Source organism: Luteimonas sp. A277 (assembly GCF_054052045.1).
This window is the reverse complement of the sequence record NZ_JBSVRG010000008.1, coordinates 127,877-148,495: the sequence shown is the minus strand read 5'-3', so window position 1 is coordinate 148,495 and position 20,619 is coordinate 127,877. Positions and strand designations below refer to the sequence as shown.

The window sequence follows — 20,619 nt, the reverse complement described above, 5'->3', positions numbered from 1 at the left end:
GCGCGTCGATTGGCGCTGGCCATGCACCACCGGCGGGGGCGGAAGCCTCAGGATCCGCCGCCCAGCACGCGGTTCAGCAGCGCGGCCAGCCGCTGGCCTGCGATCACGACCCGCTCCTCGGCCACCGGCCGCCAGCGGTACACGTAGTCCATGCCGACCCGCGCCCCTTGGGGAGCCACCGACGGGTCCACGGCGATGCGGCAGGACTCCTCGGCCCAGGTGCCGGGTGCATCCCCCGGCGGCACCGCAACCTGCAGTTTGCCCAGCTCGCGCAGGTGCCGTTCTTCGGATTCACGCAGGCTGTAGAACAGGCTGCCGTCCCACAGTGCGTGCAGGTTGGTGCCATAGCCATTGCGGGTGCCGTCACGCAGATTCAGCTGCACATCGTTGCCGCCGCGGTCATGGGCGTAGCCGGCATGCATGGGCTGGTGCACGTCCCCGACGAAATGGACCACGAATTTCAGCGCCTGCAGGCGTTCCGCATTGCTGCGGTTGAGGTCGCCGAGGATGGCGGCCTGGTCGTCGATCGCGGCGATGACGCAGTTGCCGTCGGGGCAGTGCTGGTCTGCCTGGTAGCTGCAGTCGTCCTCACCGATGTTGACGTAATGCCAGCGCGCGCTGCGGCGGCCCAGATCAGGGTCGGAGCCGCGCAGTTCATCGGCCCAGGTGGCGATGCCGGCCAGGGAGCGATTCTCCGGATCCTCTTCGCCCTGCAAGAGCGCGTCGACCTGCGCAAGTGCGGCGGGAGCAAGGCCTGATTCGGCCACATGGCCCACCAGGCGGTGGCCACGTCCGCCCCAGGCGTGGGCCGGGGCAGCGATCACGCACAGCAGTGCGGCAAGCAGGAGGGTTCTCATGGATGGGATTGTAGCCGCGCGCAAAAAGAAGCGCCGCCGCGGGAGGGCCGCGGCGACGCCGGGGTGCCGGGGATGGAGCCCCGGCGGGAGGTCAGAACTTCAGTACGTAGGCCGCGCCGTAGACCAGCGGGTCGATATTGGCGGTGCCGAGCTTCACGCCGTCCACTTTCACGTCGCTCTCGATGTCCATCCAGCGCACGTCCAGACGGATCGCACCACGCTCGCCGACGTCAAAATCGATGCCGGCGTGCGCAGCCAGACCCCAGGAATCACCCAGGTCCAGCTCGGAACCCGACAGCGCACCGGTGGTGCCTTCGCTGAAGAAAGTGGTGTAGTTCAGGCCCAGCCCCAGCAGCGGGCGCACGGTGCCCTCGCGGTTGAAGTGGTACTGCAGGCTGACGGTGGGCGGCAGGTGCTTGGTGCTGCCGACCTTGCCCAGCCCGTCGATGTTGATGTCGTGGCTGAACGGAGTGGCCGCCAGCACTTCCAGGCCCCAGCCATCGGCCAGGAAGTATTCGAACGCGATGGTCGGGCGAATGCTGTTGCCGATGTCCAGATCCATGGTGCCGCCGGCCAGCGAGCCGTTGTCACTCTTGGCCGCCACCTGGTGGGCACCGATGGCGAGGGTCCAGTCGCCCGCGGACTGGGCGGCGGCGGGCAGCGCAAAACAGGCCGCTGCAATGGCAAGCAAAGTGGGGGAGAGCAGTTTCATGTTTTTCCTTTGGTTGAAACACCCCGCTACTGTCGCGTTTCCAAAACAGCGTGTCGTTGACCGTGATCAAGGCGGTCGCGGATTTATTTTCTGCGCAGCTGCTAAAATATGGGGATTCCCCCCACCCATAATCCGCCGCCCGGTGCGGTGGTCAGGAGTTGAGTTACTCATGGCGATCAAGGTTGGCATCAACGGGTTTGGCCGCATCGGCCGCAACGTGCTGCGTTCTGCGGTGCAGAATTTCGGCAGCGACATCGAGGTCGTGGCCATCAACGACCTGCTGGAGCCGGATTACCTGGCGTACATGCTGCGTTTCGACTCCGTGCACGGTCGCTTCGACGGTGACGTTTCGGTGGACGGCAGCCACCTGGTCATCAACGGCAAGCGCATCCGCCTGAGCGCCGAGCGCGATCCGGCCAACCTGAAGTGGGGCGAGGTGGGCGTGGATGTGGTGATCGAATCCACCGGCATCTTCCTCACCGCCGAGGGCGCGCAGAAGCACATCGACGCCGGCGCGAAGAAGGTGATCATGTCGGCGCCGTCCAAGGACGCCACGCCGATGTTCGTCTATGGCGTGAACCACGAGAAGTACGACGGCGAGGCCATCATCTCCAATGCCTCGTGCACCACCAACTGCCTGGCCCCGCTGGCCAAGGTGCTCAATGACAAGTGGGGCATCAAGCGCGGGCTGATGACCACCGTGCACGCCGCTACGGCAACCCAGAAGACCGTCGACGGTCCTTCTGCCAAGGACTGGCGCGGCGGCCGCGGCATCCTGGAAAACATCATCCCGTCCTCCACCGGCGCCGCCAAGGCAGTGGGCAAGGTGATCCCGGAGCTGAATGGCAAGCTCACCGGCATGTCGTTCCGCGTGCCGACCTCCAACGTGTCGGTGGTGGACCTGACGGTTGAGCTGGAGAAGGGCGCCAGCTACGAGGAAATCTGTGCCGAAATGAAGGCCCAGGCCGAAGGCCCGCTGAAGGGCATCCTCGGTTACACCGAAGACAAGGTGGTCGCCACCGACTTTCGCGGCGACGCCCGCACCTCGGTGTTCGACGTGGACGCCGGCATCCAGCTCGACGATACCTTCGTCAAGCTGGTGGCCTGGTACGACAACGAGTGGGGCTACTCCAACAAGTGCCTGGAGATGGTCCGCGTGGTGGCTGGCAAGTAAGCCCGCGCTGCAACCCGCTGTCCCCGAAGCCCCGCCCTGTGCGGGGCTTCCTGTTTGTACGGGGTTCAGCGAGCGGGGCCTGTCCGGTGGCCCGGCGCGCAGCGGCGCAGGCACCCGCGCGCGCCGGACGGGTAAGGGTTTGCCACTCAGGCACAACAGGCGGACAATGCGCGGCCTGTGGCAGCAGCCACATGCACGTGGACCGGAAAAAGCAAGGTCTGCGGGCGCTCAACCCACTGATCGTGAGCAGATATTCCCTATGTCCATCGTGCGAATGACCGACCTCGACCTGTCCGGAAAGCGCGTGCTGATCCGGCAGGACCTGAACGTGCCCCTCGACGGCGACCGCATCACCTCCGATCAGCGCATCGTGGCTTCGCTGCCGACCCTGCGTCGCGCGCTGGAGCAGGGCGCGGCGGTCATGGTGATGGCGCACCTGGGCAGGCCGGTGGAAGGCGAGTGGTCCGCGGAGTTTTCCCTCGCCCCGGTGGCCAAGCGGCTGTCTGAGCTGCTGGAGATTGAAGTCCCGCTGGTGCGCGACTGGCTCGACGGTGTGGAAGTGCAGCCCGGGCAGATCGTACTGCTCGAGAACTGCCGCATGAACGTGGGCGAGAAGGCGGACGACCCGGCGCTGGCGAAGAAGTATGCCGCGCTGTGCGATGTCTTCGTGATGGACGCCTTCGGTTGCGCACATCGGGCCCAGGCCTCCACCCACGGTGTGATCCAGCAGGCGGCCGTGGCTGCCGGCGGTCCGCTGCTGATGTCCGAGCTCGACGCGCTGGCCAAGGCGCTGGACGATCCCGAGCGCCCGCTGCTGGCGATCGTGGCCGGCAGCAAGGTGTCGTCGAAGCTGGAGCTGCTGACCAACCTGTGCGAAAGGGTGGACCAGTTGATCGTCGGCGGCGGCATCGCCAACACCTTCATCGCCGCGGCAGGCCATCCGGTCGGCAAGTCGCTGCACGAGCCGGACCTGATCGAGACCGCGCGCGAGATCATGGGCCGCGCCAGCACCCAGCATGCCGATATTCCCCTGCCGGTGGACGTGGTGGTGGCCAAGGAGTTTTCGGCCGATGCGGAACCGGTGGTGAAGCTGCTCGACCAGGTGGCCGAGGACGAGATGATCCTGGATATCGGGCCGAAAACCGCCAAGCGCTATGCCGAGCTGATCGGCCAGGCCGGCACCCTGGTGTGGAACGGCCCGGTGGGCGTGTTCGAGTTCGATGCCTTCGGCCGCGGCACCGAGGTGGTGGCCCGTGCCATCGCCAAGTCGCATGCGTTCTCGATTGCCGGTGGGGGCGACACCCTGGCCGCGGTGGAGAAGTACGGCATCGGTGGTGACATCGGCTATATCTCGACCGGCGGTGGCGCGTTCCTGGAGTTCCTTGAAGGTCGCCAGCTGCCGGCGGTGGTGGCGCTCAAGCAGCGCAGTCCGGAAAGCTGAGGCGTATGCCGCGCCGGTGGGGCGCGGCTTTGTGCTAGGTTTCCGGGCGATCACCGGAGACCGAATGTGACAACACACCAGCGTCGTACCCGCATCCTTGCCACCCTTGGCCCAGCCAGTGACGGGCCGGGCGTGCTCGAGGACCTGCTCAACGCGGGCGTCGACGCGGTGCGGCTCAACTTCTCCCACGGCAATCGTGACGAGCATCGGGCCCGCGCCGCCGCCGTGCGTGAAAACAGCGGCCCGGCTCGGCAAGGAAGTCGGCATCCTGGCCGACCTGCCGGGCCCCAAGATCCGCATCGACCGCTTCCGCGATTCACGCGTGGACCTGCAGGCTGGCCAGCGCTTTGACCTGGTGGCCGATGGATCGGTGGAACACGGCGATGCCAACCAGGTAGGCGTGAGCTACGCGCAGCTGCCGCAGGACCTGGTGACAGGGGACATCCTGCTGCTCGACGACGGCATCGTGCAGATGCGGGTGGAGGCGATCGAGGGCTCGCGCATCGTCACCCGCGTGCTCAACGACAGCCCGCTGTCGGATCGCAAGGGGCTGAACCGTCTGGGCGGAGGGCTGTCGCTGGGCGCGCTGACCGATGAGGACCGCGAGTGGATCGGGTTTGCCGCCGAGCTGGGCGTGGACTTCATTGCGGTGTCGTTCTGCCGCAGCGCGGCCGACATGGAGGAGGCCCGCAGCCTGGCCCGTGCGGCGGGCTCGGACGCTTTCATGGTGTCGAAGATCGAGCGGGCCGAAGCGATCGACAACCTGGGCGAGATCATCGATGCCAGCGACGTGGTCATGGTGGCCCGCGGCGATCTTGGCGTGGAGATCGGTGATGCCGAACTGCCGGGCCTGCAGAAGAAGATCATCCGTGAATCGCTGGCCCGCAACCGGTTGGTGATCACCGCCACCCAGATGCTGCAGTCCATGGTGGACAGCCCCATCCCGACCCGGGCCGAGGTGCTGGACGTGGCCAACTCGGTCATCGACGGCACCGATGCGGTGATGCTTTCGGCCGAGACTGCCGCCGGCCAGTACCCGGTGCGCGCGGTGGAGGCGATGGCCCGGGTGTGCGTAGGCGCCGAACGCCAGTTCACCCATGAGATCGATTTCGGCCCGACCGGGCGCAATCTGGAGCGTGCCGACCAGGCCATCGCCATGGCGGCCATGTTCCTGAGCGAGCACATCGGCGTCCGCGCGATCGTGGCCATGACCGAATCCGGTGGCACCGCCCGCTACCTGTCGCGTTTCCGTGCGGGCGCACCGATCTATGCCTTCTCGCGCCACGCCGGTGCACGCCGGCGCATGTCGCTGATGCGCGAGGTGTTCCCGATCGATTACGACACCCGTGGGCAGACCCCGCGCGAGGCGGCGCGCGGCAGCGTGTCGCGGCTGGTCGAAGACGGGCTGCTGTCCGACGGCGAACGGATCATCTTTACCAGCGGCGAGCACATGGAAACCCTGGGTGCCACCAACACGCTGCGCCTGCTGCGGGTAGGCGAGGGCGGCCGGGCGGAAGGGCTGGGCGAGCTTTAGCGGTTGGCCGCGGGCCTATACTGGCGGTCCGCCACGCGACGTTACCGGAACCTCCCCCATGAGCATCGAAGATCTTGCACTGACTGCCCAGGCCATGATGGCCGCGGGCAAGGGCATCATTGCCCTGGACGAATCGCCCGGCACCCTGGGCAAGCGCTTTGACGCGGTGGGCGTGGCCAACTCCGGCGACAACCGCCGTGCGTGGCGCGAAGTGGTGCTGACGACCCCGGGCCTGGGCGATTACATCAGCGGCGCGATCCTGCACGAGGAAACGCTGCGTCAATCAACCACCGCGGGCGTGCCGTTTTCCCGGCTGCTGGACGAGGCCGGCATCATTCCCGGCGTCAAGGTGGACGCCGGCACCCACCCGCTGGCGGGCTTCCCCGGTGAGACGGTCACCGAGGGCCTGGATGGCCTGCGCGCGCGGCTCAAGGAGTTCTACCGGCTGGGCGCGCGCTTCGCCAAGTGGCGCGCGGTGATCCATATCGGTGAAGAGACCCCCTCCGGAACCTGCATCGACGCCAACGCGCATGCGCTGGCGCGCTATGCCGCGCTGTGCCAGGAGCAGGGCCTGGTGCCGATCGTGGAGCCGGAAATTCTGATGGAAGGCGATCACGATATCGAGGCCTGCTACGAAGTCACCGAGATCACCTTGCGCGGTGTGTTCGACGCGCTTTACAGCCAGCAGGTGATGTTCGAAGGCGCGATCCTCAAGCCGTCGATGGTGCTGCCCGGCAGCGACTGCGCCGAGCAGGCCGCGGTGGACGAAGTGGCCGAGGCCACCCTGATGTGCCTGCGTTCGGCGGTGCCGGCGATCCTGCCGGGCATCGTGTTCCTGTCCGGCGGCCAGTCCGACGAGGACGCAACCGCGCACCTGGACGCGATGAACCGCTTGCGCCCGCACCCGTGGCCGCTGTCGTTTTCCTACGGCCGCGCGATGCAGCAGGCGGCGCTCAAGGTGTGGGCGCAGGACCCGGCAGCGAACGTCACACGCGCCCAGGAAGTCGTACTCGGTCGCGCCCGGGCCAACGGCATGGCCGCGCTCGGAGAGTGGGACGGCGAAAGCTGACCTGCGCGGGGGCCAAGCGTTTGGCCCCCGTGCCGGCCAGCTCCCCGTAGGAGCGCGCCATGCGCGCGAAGCCGCCCGTGCCGCGTGGGACCGGTCAGATCAGCCTGTCCGACGCCCCGCCGCATCGCGACGATTCACGCGGTTTCGCGCGCGTGGCGCGCTCCTACGGGATTCGTTCGACGAAGGCCGGCCTTACAGGCCGGCGAGCCACTCGTCGTCGGAGCCTTCGATGACGTCCTGGAACAGCGGGGTGGAGAAGTAGCGTTCCCCGGTGTCCGGCAGCATGGCCAGGATCACCGTACCTTCTTCGGCATCGCGGGCCACCTCCAGCGCCGCGGCCACCGTGGCGCCGGCGGAGATGCCGCAGAAGATGCCTTCCTCCGCCGCCAGCCGGCGCGCGATGGTGATGGCCTCGTCGTCGTCCACCGACACCACGCGGTCGGCGACGTCGCGGTTGAGCACCTCGGGCACGAAGTCGGGCGTCCAGCCCTGGATCTTGTGCGAGCTGAACTCCTGCCCCTGCAGCATCGCCGCCTTGGCGGGCTCGGCCGCGACCACTTTCACTTCCGGACGGGCGACCTTGAGCACCTCGCCCACGCCGGTCAGGGTGCCGCCGGTGCCCCAGCCGGTGACGAAGTGGTCGAGTCGGCGCCCGGCGAATGCCAGCAGGATTTCCGCCGCGGTGGTCTGGCGGTGCCAGGCAGGGTTGGCAAGATTGGTGAACTGGCTGGCGAGGAACCAGCCGTGCTCCTCGGCCAGTTCACGCGCACGGCGCACCATGCCGCTGCCGCGCTCGGCCGCCGGGGTCAGGATCACCCGGGCGCCGTAGGCGCGCATCAGCTTGCGCCGTTCGACCGAAAACGTCTCCACCATGGTCGCCACGAACTTGTAGCCGCGCGCTGCGCAGACCATGGCCAGGGCGATGCCGGTGTTGCCGGAAGTGGCTTCGACCACGGTATCGCCGGGCTTGAGCAGGCCTTTTTCCTCGGCATCGAGGATGATGGCCAGCGCCAGCCGGTCCTTGACCGAGCCGCCGGGGTTGAAGCTTTCAACCTTCGCGTACAGGCTGATGTGGTCGGGGGCGAGGCGGTGCAGGCGCACGATCGGGGTCTTTCCGATCGTGTCCAGGATGGATTCATGGATCATGGGGGGAGCTCCGGTTGCAGTGGGGGATCCGGGCGGAGCGAGGGCCGCCCGCGGGGCGCACCCGAGTGTAACGCGCAGGTGGGATGCCCGTTGACAAGGGTCCACTGGCAGGCGTCTGTGCCTGACGACACGGGGCGATGACATCTGCAACCTCTAGAATCGGTTGGATTGCCGTATCCATCCCCCTGGTATGCAGACTCCCCCTATCCAACGCCTCCGCCCAATCCTCCCGTTCGCTGCGCTCCTGGTCACTGGCCTGATGTTGGCCGCCTGTGGCGGCAGTGAAGCCCCCGCCAGCGGCAGGCAGGCTTCCGCCGCCACCGTCACTACCGCCGTGGTCGCCAACGAGGCCTGGAGCGACACCATCGATGCGCTGGGCACGGTGGCGGCGCGTGAATCGGTGGTGGTGACCGCCAAGGTCAGCGAAACCGTGCAGCAGGTGCACTTTGAAAGCGGCGACATCGTGGAGGCGGGCTCGGTGCTGGTGACCCTCAGCGGCGATCAGCAGCAGGCGGCGCTGAACGCGGCCGTGGCTTCCGAGAACGAGGCCGAACGGCTGTACCGTCGCCAGGAGCAGCTGGCCGAGCAGCAGCTGATCGCCAGCGCCATGCTGGATACCCAGCGTGCGACCCGCGATGCCGCCCGGGCGCGTGTGGCCGAGATCCGGGCCAACCTGGGCGACCGTTCGATTCGCGCGCCGTTCGCCGGGGTGCTGGGCATCCGCCGGGTCAGCCCGGGGGCGCTGGTGCAGCCCGGTACCGAGATCGCCTCCCTGGATGATATTTCCCGGGTGTATGTGGACTTTCCCGTGCCCGAAGTGCAGCTGGCCCATCTGGCCGAGGGCCAGCAGCTGACCGGGCGCAGCTCGGCGTGGCCTGGGAAAGACTTCGAAGGCGAGGTCGCGATGATTGATTCGCGGGTGGACTCCAGCACGCGCGCGGTGACCGTGCGCGGCAGCTTCCCCAATGCCAATCGCGAATTGCGGCCGGGCATGCTGATCCGGGTGCGCCTGGACCGGCCGGCGCGCGAAGCGCTGGTGGTGCCGGAAATCTCGGTGGTGCAGGTGGGCCGCGATACCTTCGTCTACCGGGTCCGTGAAGACCAGACCGTGGAGCAGGTGCGGATCCAGGTGGGCGCACGCGTGGCCGGGCGGGCCGAAGTGGTTGACGGCCTGGAGCCGGGCGACCGGATCGTGGTGGACGGCACCGGCAAGCTGCGGCCGGGCCTGGCGATCATGGATGTCAGCCCCGACGCCTATGTGGAGCCGTCGTCTTCCAGTGACGACCGCGCCTACGACGACGCAGTCATCCAGTAGCCCGTCACCCTCCCGACCCCACCGGATCCAGCCAGCCGATGCGCATTTCAGATCTTTCCATCAAACGCCCGGTCTTCGCGGTGGTGATGAGCCTGCTCCTGGTGGTGCTGGGCCTGATGGCCTTCATGCGGCTGACCCTGCGCGAGATGCCGAACATCGATCCGCCGATCGTGTCGGTGGACGTGACCTATCCGGGTGCGTCGGCCGCGGTAGTGGAAACCCGCATCACCCAGATCCTGGAAGATGCCCTGGCCGGCATCGAGGGCATCAACACCATCCAGTCGCGCAGCCGCAACGGCCGCTCCGACGTGACCATCGAGTTCAATATTTCCCGCGACATCGAGGCCGCGGCCAATGATGTACGCGATGCGATCAGCCGGGTGGCCGACCGCCTGCCGATCGAGGCCGACCCGCCGGATATTTCCAAGGTGGAAGCCGACGCCGACGCGATCCTGTGGTTGAACATGCGCTCGGCGACGATGGATACCATGGAGCTGAGCGACTACGCGGACCGCTACGTGATGGACCGCCTGTCGGCGCTTGACGGTGTGGCGCGGGTGCAACTGAGCGGCAGCCAGCGCTATTCGATGCGGATCTGGCTGGACCGCGACGCCATGGCTGCCCGCGGGATCACCGCCGCGGACGTGGAAAGCTCGCTGCGCAGCCAGAACGTGGAGCTGCCGGCCGGGCGCATCGAATCGGAGACGCGCGACTTCACCCTGCGGGTGGAGCGCGGTTACCAGACCCCCGAAGAATTCGCTGCGCTGCCGCTCCGGCGCGGCAGCGATGGCTACGTGGTGCGCCTGGGCGACGTGGCCGAGGTCGAGATCGGGCCGCGCGAGCGCCGTTCCTACATGCGCAGCAATTCGATCCCGAACGTGGGTCTGGGGATCGTGCGCACCTCCACCGCCAATGCGCTGGACGTGGCCCGCGCGGCGCGCGAGGAGGCGGTGCGGATCCAGGACAGCCTGCCCCAGGGCACTGAGATCTTCGTCGCCTCGGACAACACGCAGTTCATCGAGGCTGCGGTGGACCGGGTGTACTGGACCCTGGCCGAGGCCATGCTGCTGGTGTTCCTGGTGATCTGGCTGTTCCTGGGCAAACTGCGCGCGGCGCTGATCCCGGCGATCACGGTACCGGTGTGCCTGGTGGCGGCGTTCATTGCGCTGTATGCGTTCGGATTCTCGATCAACCTGCTGACCCTGCTCGCCCTGGTGCTGTGTATCGGGCTGGTGGTGGACGACGCCATCATCGTGCTGGAAAACGTGCAGCGCCGGGCCGATCTGGGCGAGCCGCCGCTGGTGGCGGCCAAGCGCGGCACCGCGCAGGTGGCATTCGCAGTAATCGCGACCACCGCGGTGCTGGTGGCGGTGTTCCTGCCGGTCGGCTTCATGGAGGGCAACAGCGGGCGCCTGTTCCGCGAGCTGTCCGTGGCGCTGGCCGCGGCGGTGGCACTGTCGGCGTTCGTGGCCCTGACCCTGACGCCGATGATGTGCTCCAAGCTGGTGCGGGCAAACGTCAAACCCACCGGGTTCAATGCGTGGGTCAACCGGCTGCTGCGGCGCACCAGCAGTGCCTATGGCGGCGGGATTGGGCGGATGGTGGCCATGCCCACGCTGCGCCTTGCGGTGCTGGTGTCGCTGGCCATGCTGGCCTGCCTGGCAGCGGCGGCAGTGCTGTTCTGGCACGTACCCAGCGAGCTGTCGCCAGCCGAGGACCGCGGCCGCTTCTTCGTTGCGGTGGACGGCCCGGAGGGTGCGGGCTTTGATTACACCGTGTCCCAGATCCAGGGCGTGGAGCGGATCTTTGCCGACTACGTGGGCGGTGACGGGCCGATCGAGCGGGCCAATTCACGGGTGCCGCGCGGCTGGGGTGGCACCGAGGAAATGCATTCGGGCGCGGTGATCGTGTTCCTCAAGGACTGGCGCGAGCGCGAGGAAAGCACCGCCGAAGTGGTCGCCTCGCTGCGCGACAGTTTCGTCGACCTGCCGGGCGTGGAGGTGCGCGCCAACGTGCCGGGCGGCCTGATCGGTTCGCGCGGCCAGCGCTACCAGCTGGTGCTGGGCGGGCCGGACTACGAGGACCTGGCCGAATGGCGCGACCGCATGCTGGTGCGCATGGAAGGCAACCCCGGCATCCAGGATCCGGATTCGGATTACAAGGAAACCCGGCCGCAGATGCGGGTGGAGATCGATCGCGCGCGCGCCGCCGACCTCGGCGTGTCCGTACAGGAGATCGGACGCACGCTGGAAACCATGATGGGTTCGCGTCAGGTCACCACCTATATCGACGACGGCGAAGAGTACGACGTGATGCTCCAGGCCGGGCGCGAAAACCGGATGGAGCCCGATGACCTGGCCAATACCTGGGTGCGCGGCGATGACGGCACGCAGGTGCCGCTGTCCAGCTTGGTGACCCTGCGCGAAGTGGCCGAGCCGGGCAGCTTCAACCGCTTCAACCGCCTGCGCGCGATCACCATCAGTGCCGGTCTCGCGCCGGGCTACACCATGGGTGAGGCAATCGAATGGACCTACCAGGTTGCCGCGGAGGAGCTGCCGGGCCATGCCCAGATCGACTGGAAAGGCGAGACGCGCGAGTTCCAGGAAGCCGGCGGGGCGATCGTCCTCACCTTCGCCCTGGCCCTGGTGATCGTGTACCTGGTGATGGCGGCGCAGTTCGAGAGCTTCCTGCACCCGCTGGTGATCATGCTCACCGTGCCGCTGGCCGTGCTGGGTGCGCTGCTGGGGCTGTGGGCCACTGGCGGCACGCTCAACCTGTTCAGCCAGATCGGGATCGTGATGCTGGTAGGGCTTGCAGCCAAGAACGGCATCCTGATCGTCGAATTCGCCAACCAGCTGCGCGACGAGGGCCGCAGCGTGCGTGAGGCGATCGAGGAGGCTTCCGCAGTGCGCCTGCGGCCGATCCTGATGACCGCTGCGGCCACGATCATGGGCGCGATCCCGCTGGTGACCGCTGGCGGTCCCGGCTCGGCCAGCCGCGCCACGATCGGCGTGGTCATCATGTCCGGCGTGGCCTTCGCCACCCTGCTGTCGCTGTTCGTGGTGCCGGCGCTGTACGCGCTGCTGGCGCCTTACACCCGCTCGCCCGACGCGCTGGCCAGGAAGCTGGAAGCACTGGAAGCCGCCACGCCACCGGTTAGCGGGCACGGCTGAGGGGCGGTAGTCGATGCGGACGGTTTCGCGACGCGGGCTGATCGGTGAGAATCGACCAGTCCGCCATGTCGCGGGTCGGGGAATCATACGTTCGGGGAGAAATGCGTGGAGCAGTTCGTTGAAGCCGTAAACGGGTATGTGTGGAGCATGCCGCTGATCGTCCTGTGCCTGGGGGCGGGCCTGTGGTTCTCCATCCGCACCCGGTTCGTGCAGTTCCGCCAGGTGCCGGAAATGGTGCGGCTGCTGCTCAGCGGCACCAAGTCCGATGCCGGGGTGTCGTCCTTCCAGGCGCTGGCGATGTCGCTGTCAGGGCGGGTTGGGATTGGCAACATCGCCGGTGTGGCCACCGCGATCGCGTTTGGCGGACCCGGGGCGGTGTTCTGGATGTGGGTAATGGCCTTCCTGGGTGCTTCCACCGCGTTCATCGAATCCACCCTCGCGCAGATCTACAAGGAAAAGGACGACCAGGGCCGCTATCGGGGTGGGCCGGCCTACTACATTGAAAAGGCGATGGGCCAGAAGTGGTACGCGTGGCTGTTCGCGCTGGTGACCATTGTTGCTGCGGGCTTCCTGATGCCGGGCGTGCAGGCCAACGGGATTTCCTCCGCGGTCTTCAATGCATGGGAAGTGCCGACCACCGTCACCGCGACTGTGCTGGTGATCGGGCTGGGTTTCATCATCTTCGGCGGCGTCACCCGCATCGCCCGCTTCGCCGAGCTGGTGGTGCCGTTCATGGCGCTGGCATACATGTTGATGGCGCTGGTGATCATGTTTCTCAACATGTCCCAGATCCCGGCGATGTTCATGCTGGTCTTCGAAAGCGCGTTTGGCATGCACGCCGGATTCGGCGCGATGCTGGGCCTGGCGGTGGAGTGGGGCGTCAAGCGCGGGATCTACTCCAACGAGGCCGGTCAGGGCACCGGGCCCCATCACGCCGCGGCAGCCGAGGTGTCGCACCCGGCCAAGCAGGGTTACGTGCAGGCATTTTCGGTCTACGTGGACACCCTGCTGGTGTGCTCGGCGACCGCCTTCATGGTCCTTTCCACCGGCATGTACAACGTAGTCGGGCGCGGGGGCGAGATGCTGGCCGAGGCCCTGCCTGGCGTGGAACCGGGGCCGGGCTTCGCCCAGTTTGCGGTGGAAGCGGTGATGCCCGGCTACGGCGCCGGCTTCGTGGCGATTGCGCTGTTCTTCTTCGCCTTCACCACGATCATCGCCTACTACTACATGGCGGAAACCAACATCGCCTACATCAACCGCAAGATCCACCGGCCGTGGATGATCTTCGCGCTGCGGATCACCATCCTGGCGGCGGTGACCTTCGGCTGCGTGCGCACCGCTGGCATGGCTTGGACCCTGGGCGACATTGGCGTTGGCCTGATGGCGTGGCTGAACCTGATCGCCATCCTGATCCTGCAGAAGCCGGCGCTGCTGGCGCTGCGCGACTACGAGGCGCAGAAGAAGCTGGGGCTGGACCCGACCTTCGACCCGCTCAAACTGGAAATCCGCAACGCCGACTTCTGGGTCGGCAAGGCAGCCGGAAAGTGAGCACAACGGGTGGCGGCGGAGACGGTGGACCCTGGAAGCCGCGCGGCCGACGTCCGGACGGGAAAGTTGGAAGCGAACGACCGCGGAGGCGCCCCGAAGGGCCCCCGCGCCCGGCACCCACCCAAGTGTCGGGGCCCGGTGAAAACCGGCCGGACCGACGCGCCGAGCAGCGTCTGCACGGGCTCAACGCGATCAGGGCCGTATTCTCCAGCCGTCCGCAGGCGATCCGCAAGCTGTATTTGACCAGCTCACGTATCCCGGACCTGCAGCCGCTGCTCAAGTGGTGTGTGGCGAACCGGGTCGGCTACCGGGTGGTGGAAGACGAAGGCGAGCTGGTACGGCTTGCCGGCAGCGGGCACCACGAGGGTGTGGTGGCCGACGTTCTGCGCGCTTCCGAACCGCCCCTTGGCGACTGGTTGCCCACGCTGGCGGCCGGCCCACAGTGCCTGCTGTGGCTGGATGGTGTCGGCAATCCGCACAACCTGGGTGCGATCCTGCGCTCATCCGCCCACTTCGGCGTCGCAGCGGTGCTGTTGCCGGAGGGTTCCGACCTGGCGCTTTCAGGGGCGGCCGCCCGCGTCGCCGAGGGCGGTGCGGAGGCGCTGCCACTGGTGCGTTTAGGCCCGGCGGAAGCCTCGATAGAACAGCTGCGAAGCGCGGGCTTCGCGCTTGTCGCCACCGTGGTCGAAGGCGGGCAGGACCTGTTTGCCACGACCCTCCCGCAACGCCTGGTCTACGTGATTGGCGCCGAGGGCGAGGGCATGGATCGCGGCTTGGCCGAGGCCTGCGACCTGCGTCTGTCGATCCCAGGCACTGGCGCCGTGGAGAGCCTCAACGTGGCTGCCGCCACCGCCGTCCTCCTCGCCGCCTGGTCCCGCCCCCGCCCGTAGGACGTCCCCACCCGTAGGCGCGCGCCATGCGCGCGAAGCCGCGTGACAGTGATCAGCTTGCGCAGGCGAGCCGGCAGGAAGCGCTGTAACGGGACACGCCGTAAACCCCCGCTTCGCGGGTCCAGCCCTTCTGCATAGCTTCCGGGCGCTCGCCAGCGCGCGAAGCAGTGCTTCGCAAACGCGCTGACTCTCCCATGGGGGCTTGCCTGCGCCATCCATGGCGCAGACAGTCCCGTCACAGCGCCTCCCGCCGGCCCCGGGACATCACGGCAATCGATGGGAATCGAAGGTCACGCGGCTTCGCGCGCGTGGCGCGCTCCTACGGGGAGTAGGTGGCGGGTGCGCTGCCGAAGTCGCCCTCGGCCTGTGCGGCCAGGTACGCGAACACCGCATAGGCGGCCGTGTTCTGGGCAAGGTCGGCCGGATCGACCTTGTCCAAAGTGTCATTGGCGTTGTGGTGCAGGTCGAAGTAGTCCGTGCCGTCCTGCCCCAGCCAGACCCAGGTCACACCGGCCTGGGCCATGGGGATGATGTCAGGGCCCGGGCCACCTTCTTCCGGCATGTACTCGATGCCCAGCGGTGCCAGTGCCTCAGCAATCTGGCGCGTCGCCTCGCGTGCGTGCCCGGGCGCGCCGGTGTTGAAGCCGTAGATGCGGCCGGCGCCAAAGTCGCTTTCGGCAGCGACCAGGTGCAGCCCGATGCTGTCGGCGTGACGCTCTGCGTACTGGCGCGCACCGATCAGGCCCTGCTCCTCGTTGGCGAAGGCGATCACCCGGATGCTGCGCGCCGGGCGCTGCTCCAGCTGGCCGATCAGGTGGCCGGCAGCCATGGTGATGCCCACGCCCGAGGCATCATCGATCGCTCCGGTGCCCAGATCCCAGGAATCCAGGTGTGAGGCGATCACCACGAACTCGTCGCTGTCGCCGCTGCCGCTGATCTCGCCGATCACGTTCTGCGAGGTGTACTCACCGTCGAAGCCGACGTCGAGCGCGAGGGCCACGGTGACCTCGCCGCGCTGCAGCAGCCGGCCCAGCTGGTCGGCATCGGGCAGTGACAGCGCGGCAGCCGGGATCGGCTCCACGCCCTCGGCGAAGCGGGTGATGCCGGTGTTGGCGACGCGGGCGTGGCTGGTGCCGAGCGAGCGCATCAGGAAGCCAACCGCGCCCTTGCTGCTCGCCATGGAAGGACCGCGGCCGCGTACCGGGCCGGCGGCACCATAGCCGCTGCCGTCGGCAGTGCGCTCCATCTGGAAGTCGACGAAGGCGATGCGGCCTTCCAGCGACCCTTCGGGCGCTGCGTCCAGGGCCTCGAAGTTGGCGAAGCGCACGATCGGTGCTTCAACCTCGCCGCCGGGACTGCCCCCGAGTGCAGTCACCACCAGCGGCTGGGCGTAGCCGCCCACGACGTGCGCGCTTTCGCTGCGCCGCACCCATTTGGGGAACGTGACCGGCTCGGTCCAGACCCGGTCATAGCCCAGCTCGGCGAACTTCGCCTCGGCCCAGGCAACGGCACGCGCGTCGGCTTCGCTGCCAGGCAGGCGCGCGCCGATTTCAGTGGTCAGTGATTCGGTCACCCGCCAGGAGGTGGCGTCGGCCAGCGCCTGCTCGCGCAGCTGGACTGCAATCTCCAATGCCGCATCCGGGATGCGGGTCGGCTCCTGCGCGGCGGCGGGCAGAGAGACAGCAAGTACGAACAGCAGTGCGGCCAGGCGCATGGACAACCCCGAGACGGAAAAAGAATGCCGCGAGCTTATCAGCCCGCGGCATTGTCCCGGGAGCGGCTGGCGCGGCTCCCAGGCCGCCATGGGCGCCGCGGGGGCGCTGCCAGCCGAGTCAGCGGCTCTTGAGCGAGTCGCGGATTTCGCGCAGCAACAGCACGTCTTCCGAAGGCGCTTCGGGAGCGGCGGGCTCATCTTCGACAGCCGCCTTGCGGTTCATGCGGTTGATTCCCTTGATTACCATGAAGATCGCGAAGGCGATGATCACGAATTGGATCACCGAGTTGAGGAACTCGCCGATGCCGATCACCACCGCCGGGATTTCCTCGCCGGCCGCGTCCACCGCGGCCTCGCGCAGGGTGATCACCCATTCGGCGAAGTCGACGCCGCCGATCAGCAATCCGATCGGCGGCATGATCACCTTGTCCACGAAGGCGGTGACAATATTGCCGAATGCGGCGCCGATCACCACGCCGACCGCAAGGTCGACGACGCTGCCGCGCATGGCGAATTCCTTGAACTCCGAAGCGATGCTCATCTGGTGGACTCCTGCCGTAGAAATTGGGCTGATCCGGGACCGCCAAGCGGGCAGCCGGGATCAGGCGAGCACAGGGAGAATAACGCAGTCCAGCGACAACAGATCATCCAGTCGCGCGCTGCAGCGGTCACCGGGCTGCAGTGCTGCCACGCCGGCAGGCGTACCCATGAACACCAGGTCGCCTGCACGCAGGCGATACAGCTGCGACAGCTCGTGCAGGATCTCGGCCACGTTCCAGATCATCTGATCCAGGCGCGCGGACTGGCGCAGTTCCCCGTTGACCTCCAGTGACAGCGTGCGCTCGTGCAACGCGCCGATGTCACTGGCCGGCACCAGTACGCTTGCCGGGGCGGAGTGATCAAAGCCCTTGGCGATGTCCCACGGCAGGCCAGCGGCTTTTGCCTGGGCCTGCAGGTCACGCCGGGTCAGGTCCAGGCCGATGCCATAGCCGAGCACCAGGGCCAACGCATGGGCGGGATCAAGAATGCCCGGCGCCGCGTCACGGCCGATCGCCACCGTCAGCTCAACCTCATGGTGAAGTTCCGAGGTGGCCGACGGGTAGGGCACCAGGCCATCCAGCACCAGCGCATCGGCGGGCTTGCTGAAAAACACCGGGCGGCCACGGGCTTCGGGCGACGCCGGAGCCTCGGCGCCCATTTCCCGCGCATGATCGGCGAAATTGCGACCGACGCAGTAAATACGCCGCACGGGAAACGTGCCGCCGCCGCGTACCGGAATACGTGGCGCTTCGCACGCAGGAATCAGGTCTGCCATGAAGGGCTCAGCGCAGGACCGGCTTGTCGACTACGCGGTAGTCGCCGTCGAGCACCGTGCCGTTGCTGCCGGTACGGCTGCCCATCGTGGCGCCGCGCTTGCCGAGCAGGCGCATCGCCATGCCAGCTGTCAGCATCGCCGCGCCGATCACCACGCCAAACACCAGCAGTACCGCCAGCAGGGCAACGCCAGCCAGGCCGAACAGCAGCCGGACCAGTGGGTGGCGGGGTTTGCGCGGTGCGAAAACGGCGTTGAAGCCGGTGGCGCGGTAGCGCAGCAGCAGGTTTTGCAGGAAGCGTGGAGTCATCAGTTACTTCGGCGTGACACAATGCGGCTCGCGGCCGGGACGCACAGTATCGGTCCCATGCCGCCCGGGTTTGTAACGTAACTGTTAAATGACGGTGAAGACGTGTCCCTGATTTCCTTCGAGCAGATCCCCGACGGCGGCCTGGTTGAGATCGAAGCCAACGTTGACGGCGCGGCTGAATCGCTGATCGTCCATCGTCAGGGCGATGCCGTACGCGCCTGGCTCAATGTATGCCCGCACGCCGGGCGCCGGCTGGATTACGCGCCGGGACAGTTCCTGAAGTCGAAGGAAGGCCAATTGGTGTGCGCCGTGCACGGGGCCAGCTTCGAACTTGCCAGCGGCGAATGCGTCGCCGGCCCCTGTCGCGGGGACCGCCTGCGTGAAATCCCGGTCACCGTCCAGGATGGCCAGATCGTATTGCAAGCCCCAACCCTGTAGGAGCGCGCCATGCGCGCGAAGCCGCGTCACACGTGATGTGCGCCGAAGCTTCGGCCGGTAGACCGTGACCGGCGCCACGCGGCGCGGATCGATGTCACGCGGCTTCGCGCGCATGGCGCGCTCCTACGAGGGGCGTGCTCAGAACAGCAGGTTGACCATCAGCACCACGATCGCGATGTAGATCAGCGACAGCGGTCCGCACACGATCCACAGCTGCCTGGCGCGATACCCGCCGGGCCCGGTGATCATCGACATCACCGGGTTGGACTGGGTCATGAAATTGTTCGACGCCGCCAGCGCCACGATCAGTGCGAACGAGGTCGGGTCCGCGCCTACCGCCAGCGCCAGGTTGATCGCCAGCGGCACCATCACGATGGTCGCGCCCACGTGGCTGATCACCAGTGAGAAGCCGGCGGTGAGGATCGCCACCGCCACCTGGATCAGCCACACCGGCAGGCCGTCGGGCAGTCGTTCGATCGAAGCTCCCGCTACCCAGGCCGCCGCGCCGCTGCGGTCCATGGCCCAGCCCAGCGGGATCAGGCAGGCCATCAGGAACACGGTTTTCCAGTTGATCGCGCCGTAGGCCTCGTCCATCTTCAGCACGCCGGTCACCAGCATGCCGGCCACGCCGGTCATCAGCGCGATCGCGGTCGGCACCCGGCCGGACACGGCAATCAGGATCGTGACCGCGAAGATCGCCATGGCGATCTTGAACTTGTGCGGACGCTGCTCGCCCTTCGGATAGTCGGTCACCACCACGAAGTCGCGGTCCGTGGCGGCCTCCACCAGGTTCTTCCAGAAGCTGTGCAGCACCAGCATGTCGCCCGCGCGCAGCGGCAGGTCGCGCACGTTTTCGCGGATCACCTTGTCCTTGTCGCGGTTGACGGCCAGCAGGCGCAGGCCATGGTGGCGGCGCAGCTGCAGCTCATTGGCGGTCTTGCCGACGTAATCCGAGTTCGGCGGCACGACCGCCTCGGAGATGCCCGCGCGGGCCGGATTGAACAGGTCGCCGAACTGGCGCAGGCGGGTGCTCAGGCGCAGGAAGTTGTTCTGGGCGAAGTCCGATACCTGCTCGCGGGTTCCCATCGCACCGATCACGCTGCCCACCCAGATGCGCACGTCAGCCGCCGGTGCCAGGCGCGCTTCGTCCTCCACCTTCAGCGCCAGCAGCACCGGCGCGTTGTGCAGCGATTCCGCTTCACCGAAGGTCATGCCCACCAGCGGGCTGTCGGCGCTGACGGTGAGTTCGAACATATCGCCGTCGATGCCATAGACCCGGGCAAAGTAACTCTGCGTGCGCCCGGGTGCCACGCCGGCATCCTTGCCGCCGCGCAGCTGGCGGTTGCCGTGGAAGTGGAAGTAGGCCAGCCCCGCCGCCAGCAGGGCCAGGCCGATCGGCGCGGGGGCGAACATGTTCAGCGGGGTCAGCGTGGCCGCACCCGAGGGCAGGTTGGCGTTGGCCGATACCAGCAGGTCGTTGAGCATGATCAAGGGCGAGTTGCCGACCATGGTCAGGGTGCCGCCCATCACGATCGCCACGCCCACCGGCAGCAGCATCCGCGCCAGGCTGATGCCGGTGCGCGATGACAGCCGCGAGATCACCGGCAGGTACAGCGCCATCACCGACGGGTTCTGCATGATCGAGGAGTTGAGGCCGGCCACGGTTGCGGTCAGCAGCAGCAGTCTCTCCTCCACTCCGCGCGCGCGGCGCAGCAGCCAGCCAGCCAGCCGGTTGAGGGCGCCGGTACGGTCCAGGCCCAGGCCCAGGATCATCGTGGCGATCACGCTGATCACCGCGTTGGAAGAAAAGCCGTTGAAGACGTCTTCCGGCGCCACCTGGCCGGTGAGGCCCAGCAGCACCAGCACCACCAGCGCCACCAGGTCGGCGCGGACGCGCTGGAACAGGAACAGCAGCATGGTCAGCGCCACCAGACCGAGAACGATCTGCATATCGGTGGTGAGCGCGAGAGCGGTGTCCATGCCCGG

At 67.5% G+C, this 20,619-nt stretch carries 16 protein-coding genes and 1 pseudogene; 9 read left to right on the top strand and 8 right to left on the bottom strand.

All coding sequences use genetic code 11. The features are described from left to right. Positions 1–47: 47 nt before the first annotated feature. Positions 48–857, bottom strand: coding sequence for a S1/P1 nuclease (locus tag ACW7G2_RS09670; protein ID WP_456975143.1), 810 nt, complete (start codon positions 855–857; stop codon positions 48–50). Positions 858–948: 91 nt separating this feature from the next. Then, positions 949–1,569, bottom strand: coding sequence for an OmpW/AlkL family protein (locus tag ACW7G2_RS09665; RefSeq protein ID WP_456975141.1), 621 nt, complete (start codon positions 1,567–1,569; stop codon positions 949–951). A 169-nt stretch (positions 1,570–1,738) separates the two neighbouring features. On the opposite strand from ACW7G2_RS09665, the gene gap reads away from it, so the two are divergent. The 4 genes and pseudogenes from gap to ACW7G2_RS09645 all read left to right on the top strand — a co-directional run bounded on the left by gap (position 1,739) and on the right by ACW7G2_RS09645 (position 6,787). Next, positions 1,739–2,743 carry a type I glyceraldehyde-3-phosphate dehydrogenase gene (gene gap / locus ACW7G2_RS09660; RefSeq protein ID WP_456975139.1) on the top strand — a complete coding sequence of 335 codons (1,005 nt, stop codon included), beginning with the start codon at positions 1,739–1,741 and terminating at the stop codon, positions 2,741–2,743. 259 nt (positions 2,744–3,002) lie between these two features. After that, complete coding sequence (locus tag ACW7G2_RS09655) at positions 3,003–4,184, top strand: phosphoglycerate kinase (RefSeq protein ID WP_456975137.1); 1,182 nt, start codon at positions 3,003–3,005, stop codon at positions 4,182–4,184. Between the two features lie 66 nt (positions 4,185–4,250). Then, positions 4,251–5,718: pseudogene (pyk, locus tag ACW7G2_RS09650) on the top strand (pyruvate kinase). A 58-nt stretch (positions 5,719–5,776) separates the two neighbouring features. Continuing rightward, on the top strand, positions 5,777–6,787 hold the full coding sequence (locus ACW7G2_RS09645; protein WP_456975135.1) for a class I fructose-bisphosphate aldolase: 1,011 nt from the start codon (positions 5,777–5,779) through the stop codon (positions 6,785–6,787). Between the two features lie 192 nt (positions 6,788–6,979). Here the strand turns inward: ACW7G2_RS09645 and cysK are convergent, their stop codons facing one another. Then, entirely contained in the window at positions 6,980–7,933 is a 954-nt protein-coding gene (cysK, locus tag ACW7G2_RS09640; protein WP_456975133.1) for a cysteine synthase A, read from the bottom strand. Between the two features lie 190 nt (positions 7,934–8,123). Here cysK and ACW7G2_RS09635 point away from each other — a divergent pair, with 190 nt between their 5' ends. The 4 genes from ACW7G2_RS09635 (at position 8,124) to ACW7G2_RS09620 (ending at position 14,859) form a co-directional block, all read left to right on the top strand. Beyond that, positions 8,124–9,248, top strand: a complete 1,125-nt coding sequence (locus ACW7G2_RS09635; RefSeq protein ID WP_456975131.1) for an efflux RND transporter periplasmic adaptor subunit — start codon at positions 8,124–8,126, stop codon at positions 9,246–9,248. Between the two features lie 38 nt (positions 9,249–9,286). After that, positions 9,287–12,421, top strand: coding sequence for an efflux RND transporter permease subunit (locus ACW7G2_RS09630; RefSeq protein ID WP_456975129.1), 3,135 nt, complete (start codon positions 9,287–9,289; stop codon positions 12,419–12,421). Between the two features lie 105 nt (positions 12,422–12,526). Then, positions 12,527–13,969 carry an alanine/glycine:cation symporter family protein gene (locus tag ACW7G2_RS09625; RefSeq protein WP_456975127.1) on the top strand — a complete coding sequence of 481 codons (1,443 nt, stop codon included), beginning with the start codon at positions 12,527–12,529 and terminating at the stop codon, positions 13,967–13,969. Continuing rightward, positions 13,942–14,859, top strand: coding sequence for a TrmH family RNA methyltransferase (locus ACW7G2_RS09620; RefSeq protein ID WP_456975241.1), 918 nt, complete (start codon positions 13,942–13,944; stop codon positions 14,857–14,859). Before ACW7G2_RS09625 ends, ACW7G2_RS09620 begins: the two co-directional genes overlap by 28 nt. Before the next feature lie 319 nt (positions 14,860–15,178). Here the strand turns inward: ACW7G2_RS09620 and ACW7G2_RS09615 are convergent, their stop codons facing one another. The 4 genes from ACW7G2_RS09615 to ACW7G2_RS09600 form a co-directional block, all read right to left on the bottom strand. Beyond that, entirely contained in the window at positions 15,179–16,573 is a 1,395-nt protein-coding gene (locus tag ACW7G2_RS09615) for a M20/M25/M40 family metallo-hydrolase (protein ID WP_456975125.1), read from the bottom strand. A 118-nt stretch (positions 16,574–16,691) separates the two neighbouring features. After that, on the bottom strand, positions 16,692–17,114 hold the full coding sequence (gene mscL, locus ACW7G2_RS09610; protein ID WP_456975123.1) for a large-conductance mechanosensitive channel protein MscL: 423 nt from the start codon (positions 17,112–17,114) through the stop codon (positions 16,692–16,694). 60 nt (positions 17,115–17,174) lie between these two features. Further along, the gene (locus ACW7G2_RS09605; RefSeq protein ID WP_456975121.1) at positions 17,175–17,888 is read right to left on the bottom strand and encodes a fumarylacetoacetate hydrolase family protein; all 714 of its coding nucleotides are present in this window, start codon (positions 17,886–17,888) and stop codon (positions 17,175–17,177) included. A 7-nt stretch (positions 17,889–17,895) separates the two neighbouring features. Beyond that, positions 17,896–18,195, bottom strand: coding sequence for a hypothetical protein (locus ACW7G2_RS09600; RefSeq protein ID WP_456975119.1), 300 nt, complete (start codon positions 18,193–18,195; stop codon positions 17,896–17,898). Between the two features lie 102 nt (positions 18,196–18,297). On the opposite strand from ACW7G2_RS09600, the gene ACW7G2_RS09595 reads away from it, so the two are divergent. After that, complete coding sequence (locus ACW7G2_RS09595) at positions 18,298–18,633, top strand: Rieske (2Fe-2S) protein (protein WP_456975117.1); 336 nt, start codon at positions 18,298–18,300, stop codon at positions 18,631–18,633. Positions 18,634–18,771: 138 nt separating this feature from the next. Here ACW7G2_RS09595 and ACW7G2_RS09590 read toward each other — a convergent pair whose 3' ends face one another. Then, on the bottom strand, positions 18,772–20,613 hold the full coding sequence (locus tag ACW7G2_RS09590) for an SLC13 family permease (protein ID WP_456975115.1): 1,842 nt from the start codon (positions 20,611–20,613) through the stop codon (positions 18,772–18,774). Positions 20,614–20,619 lie beyond the last annotated feature (6 nt).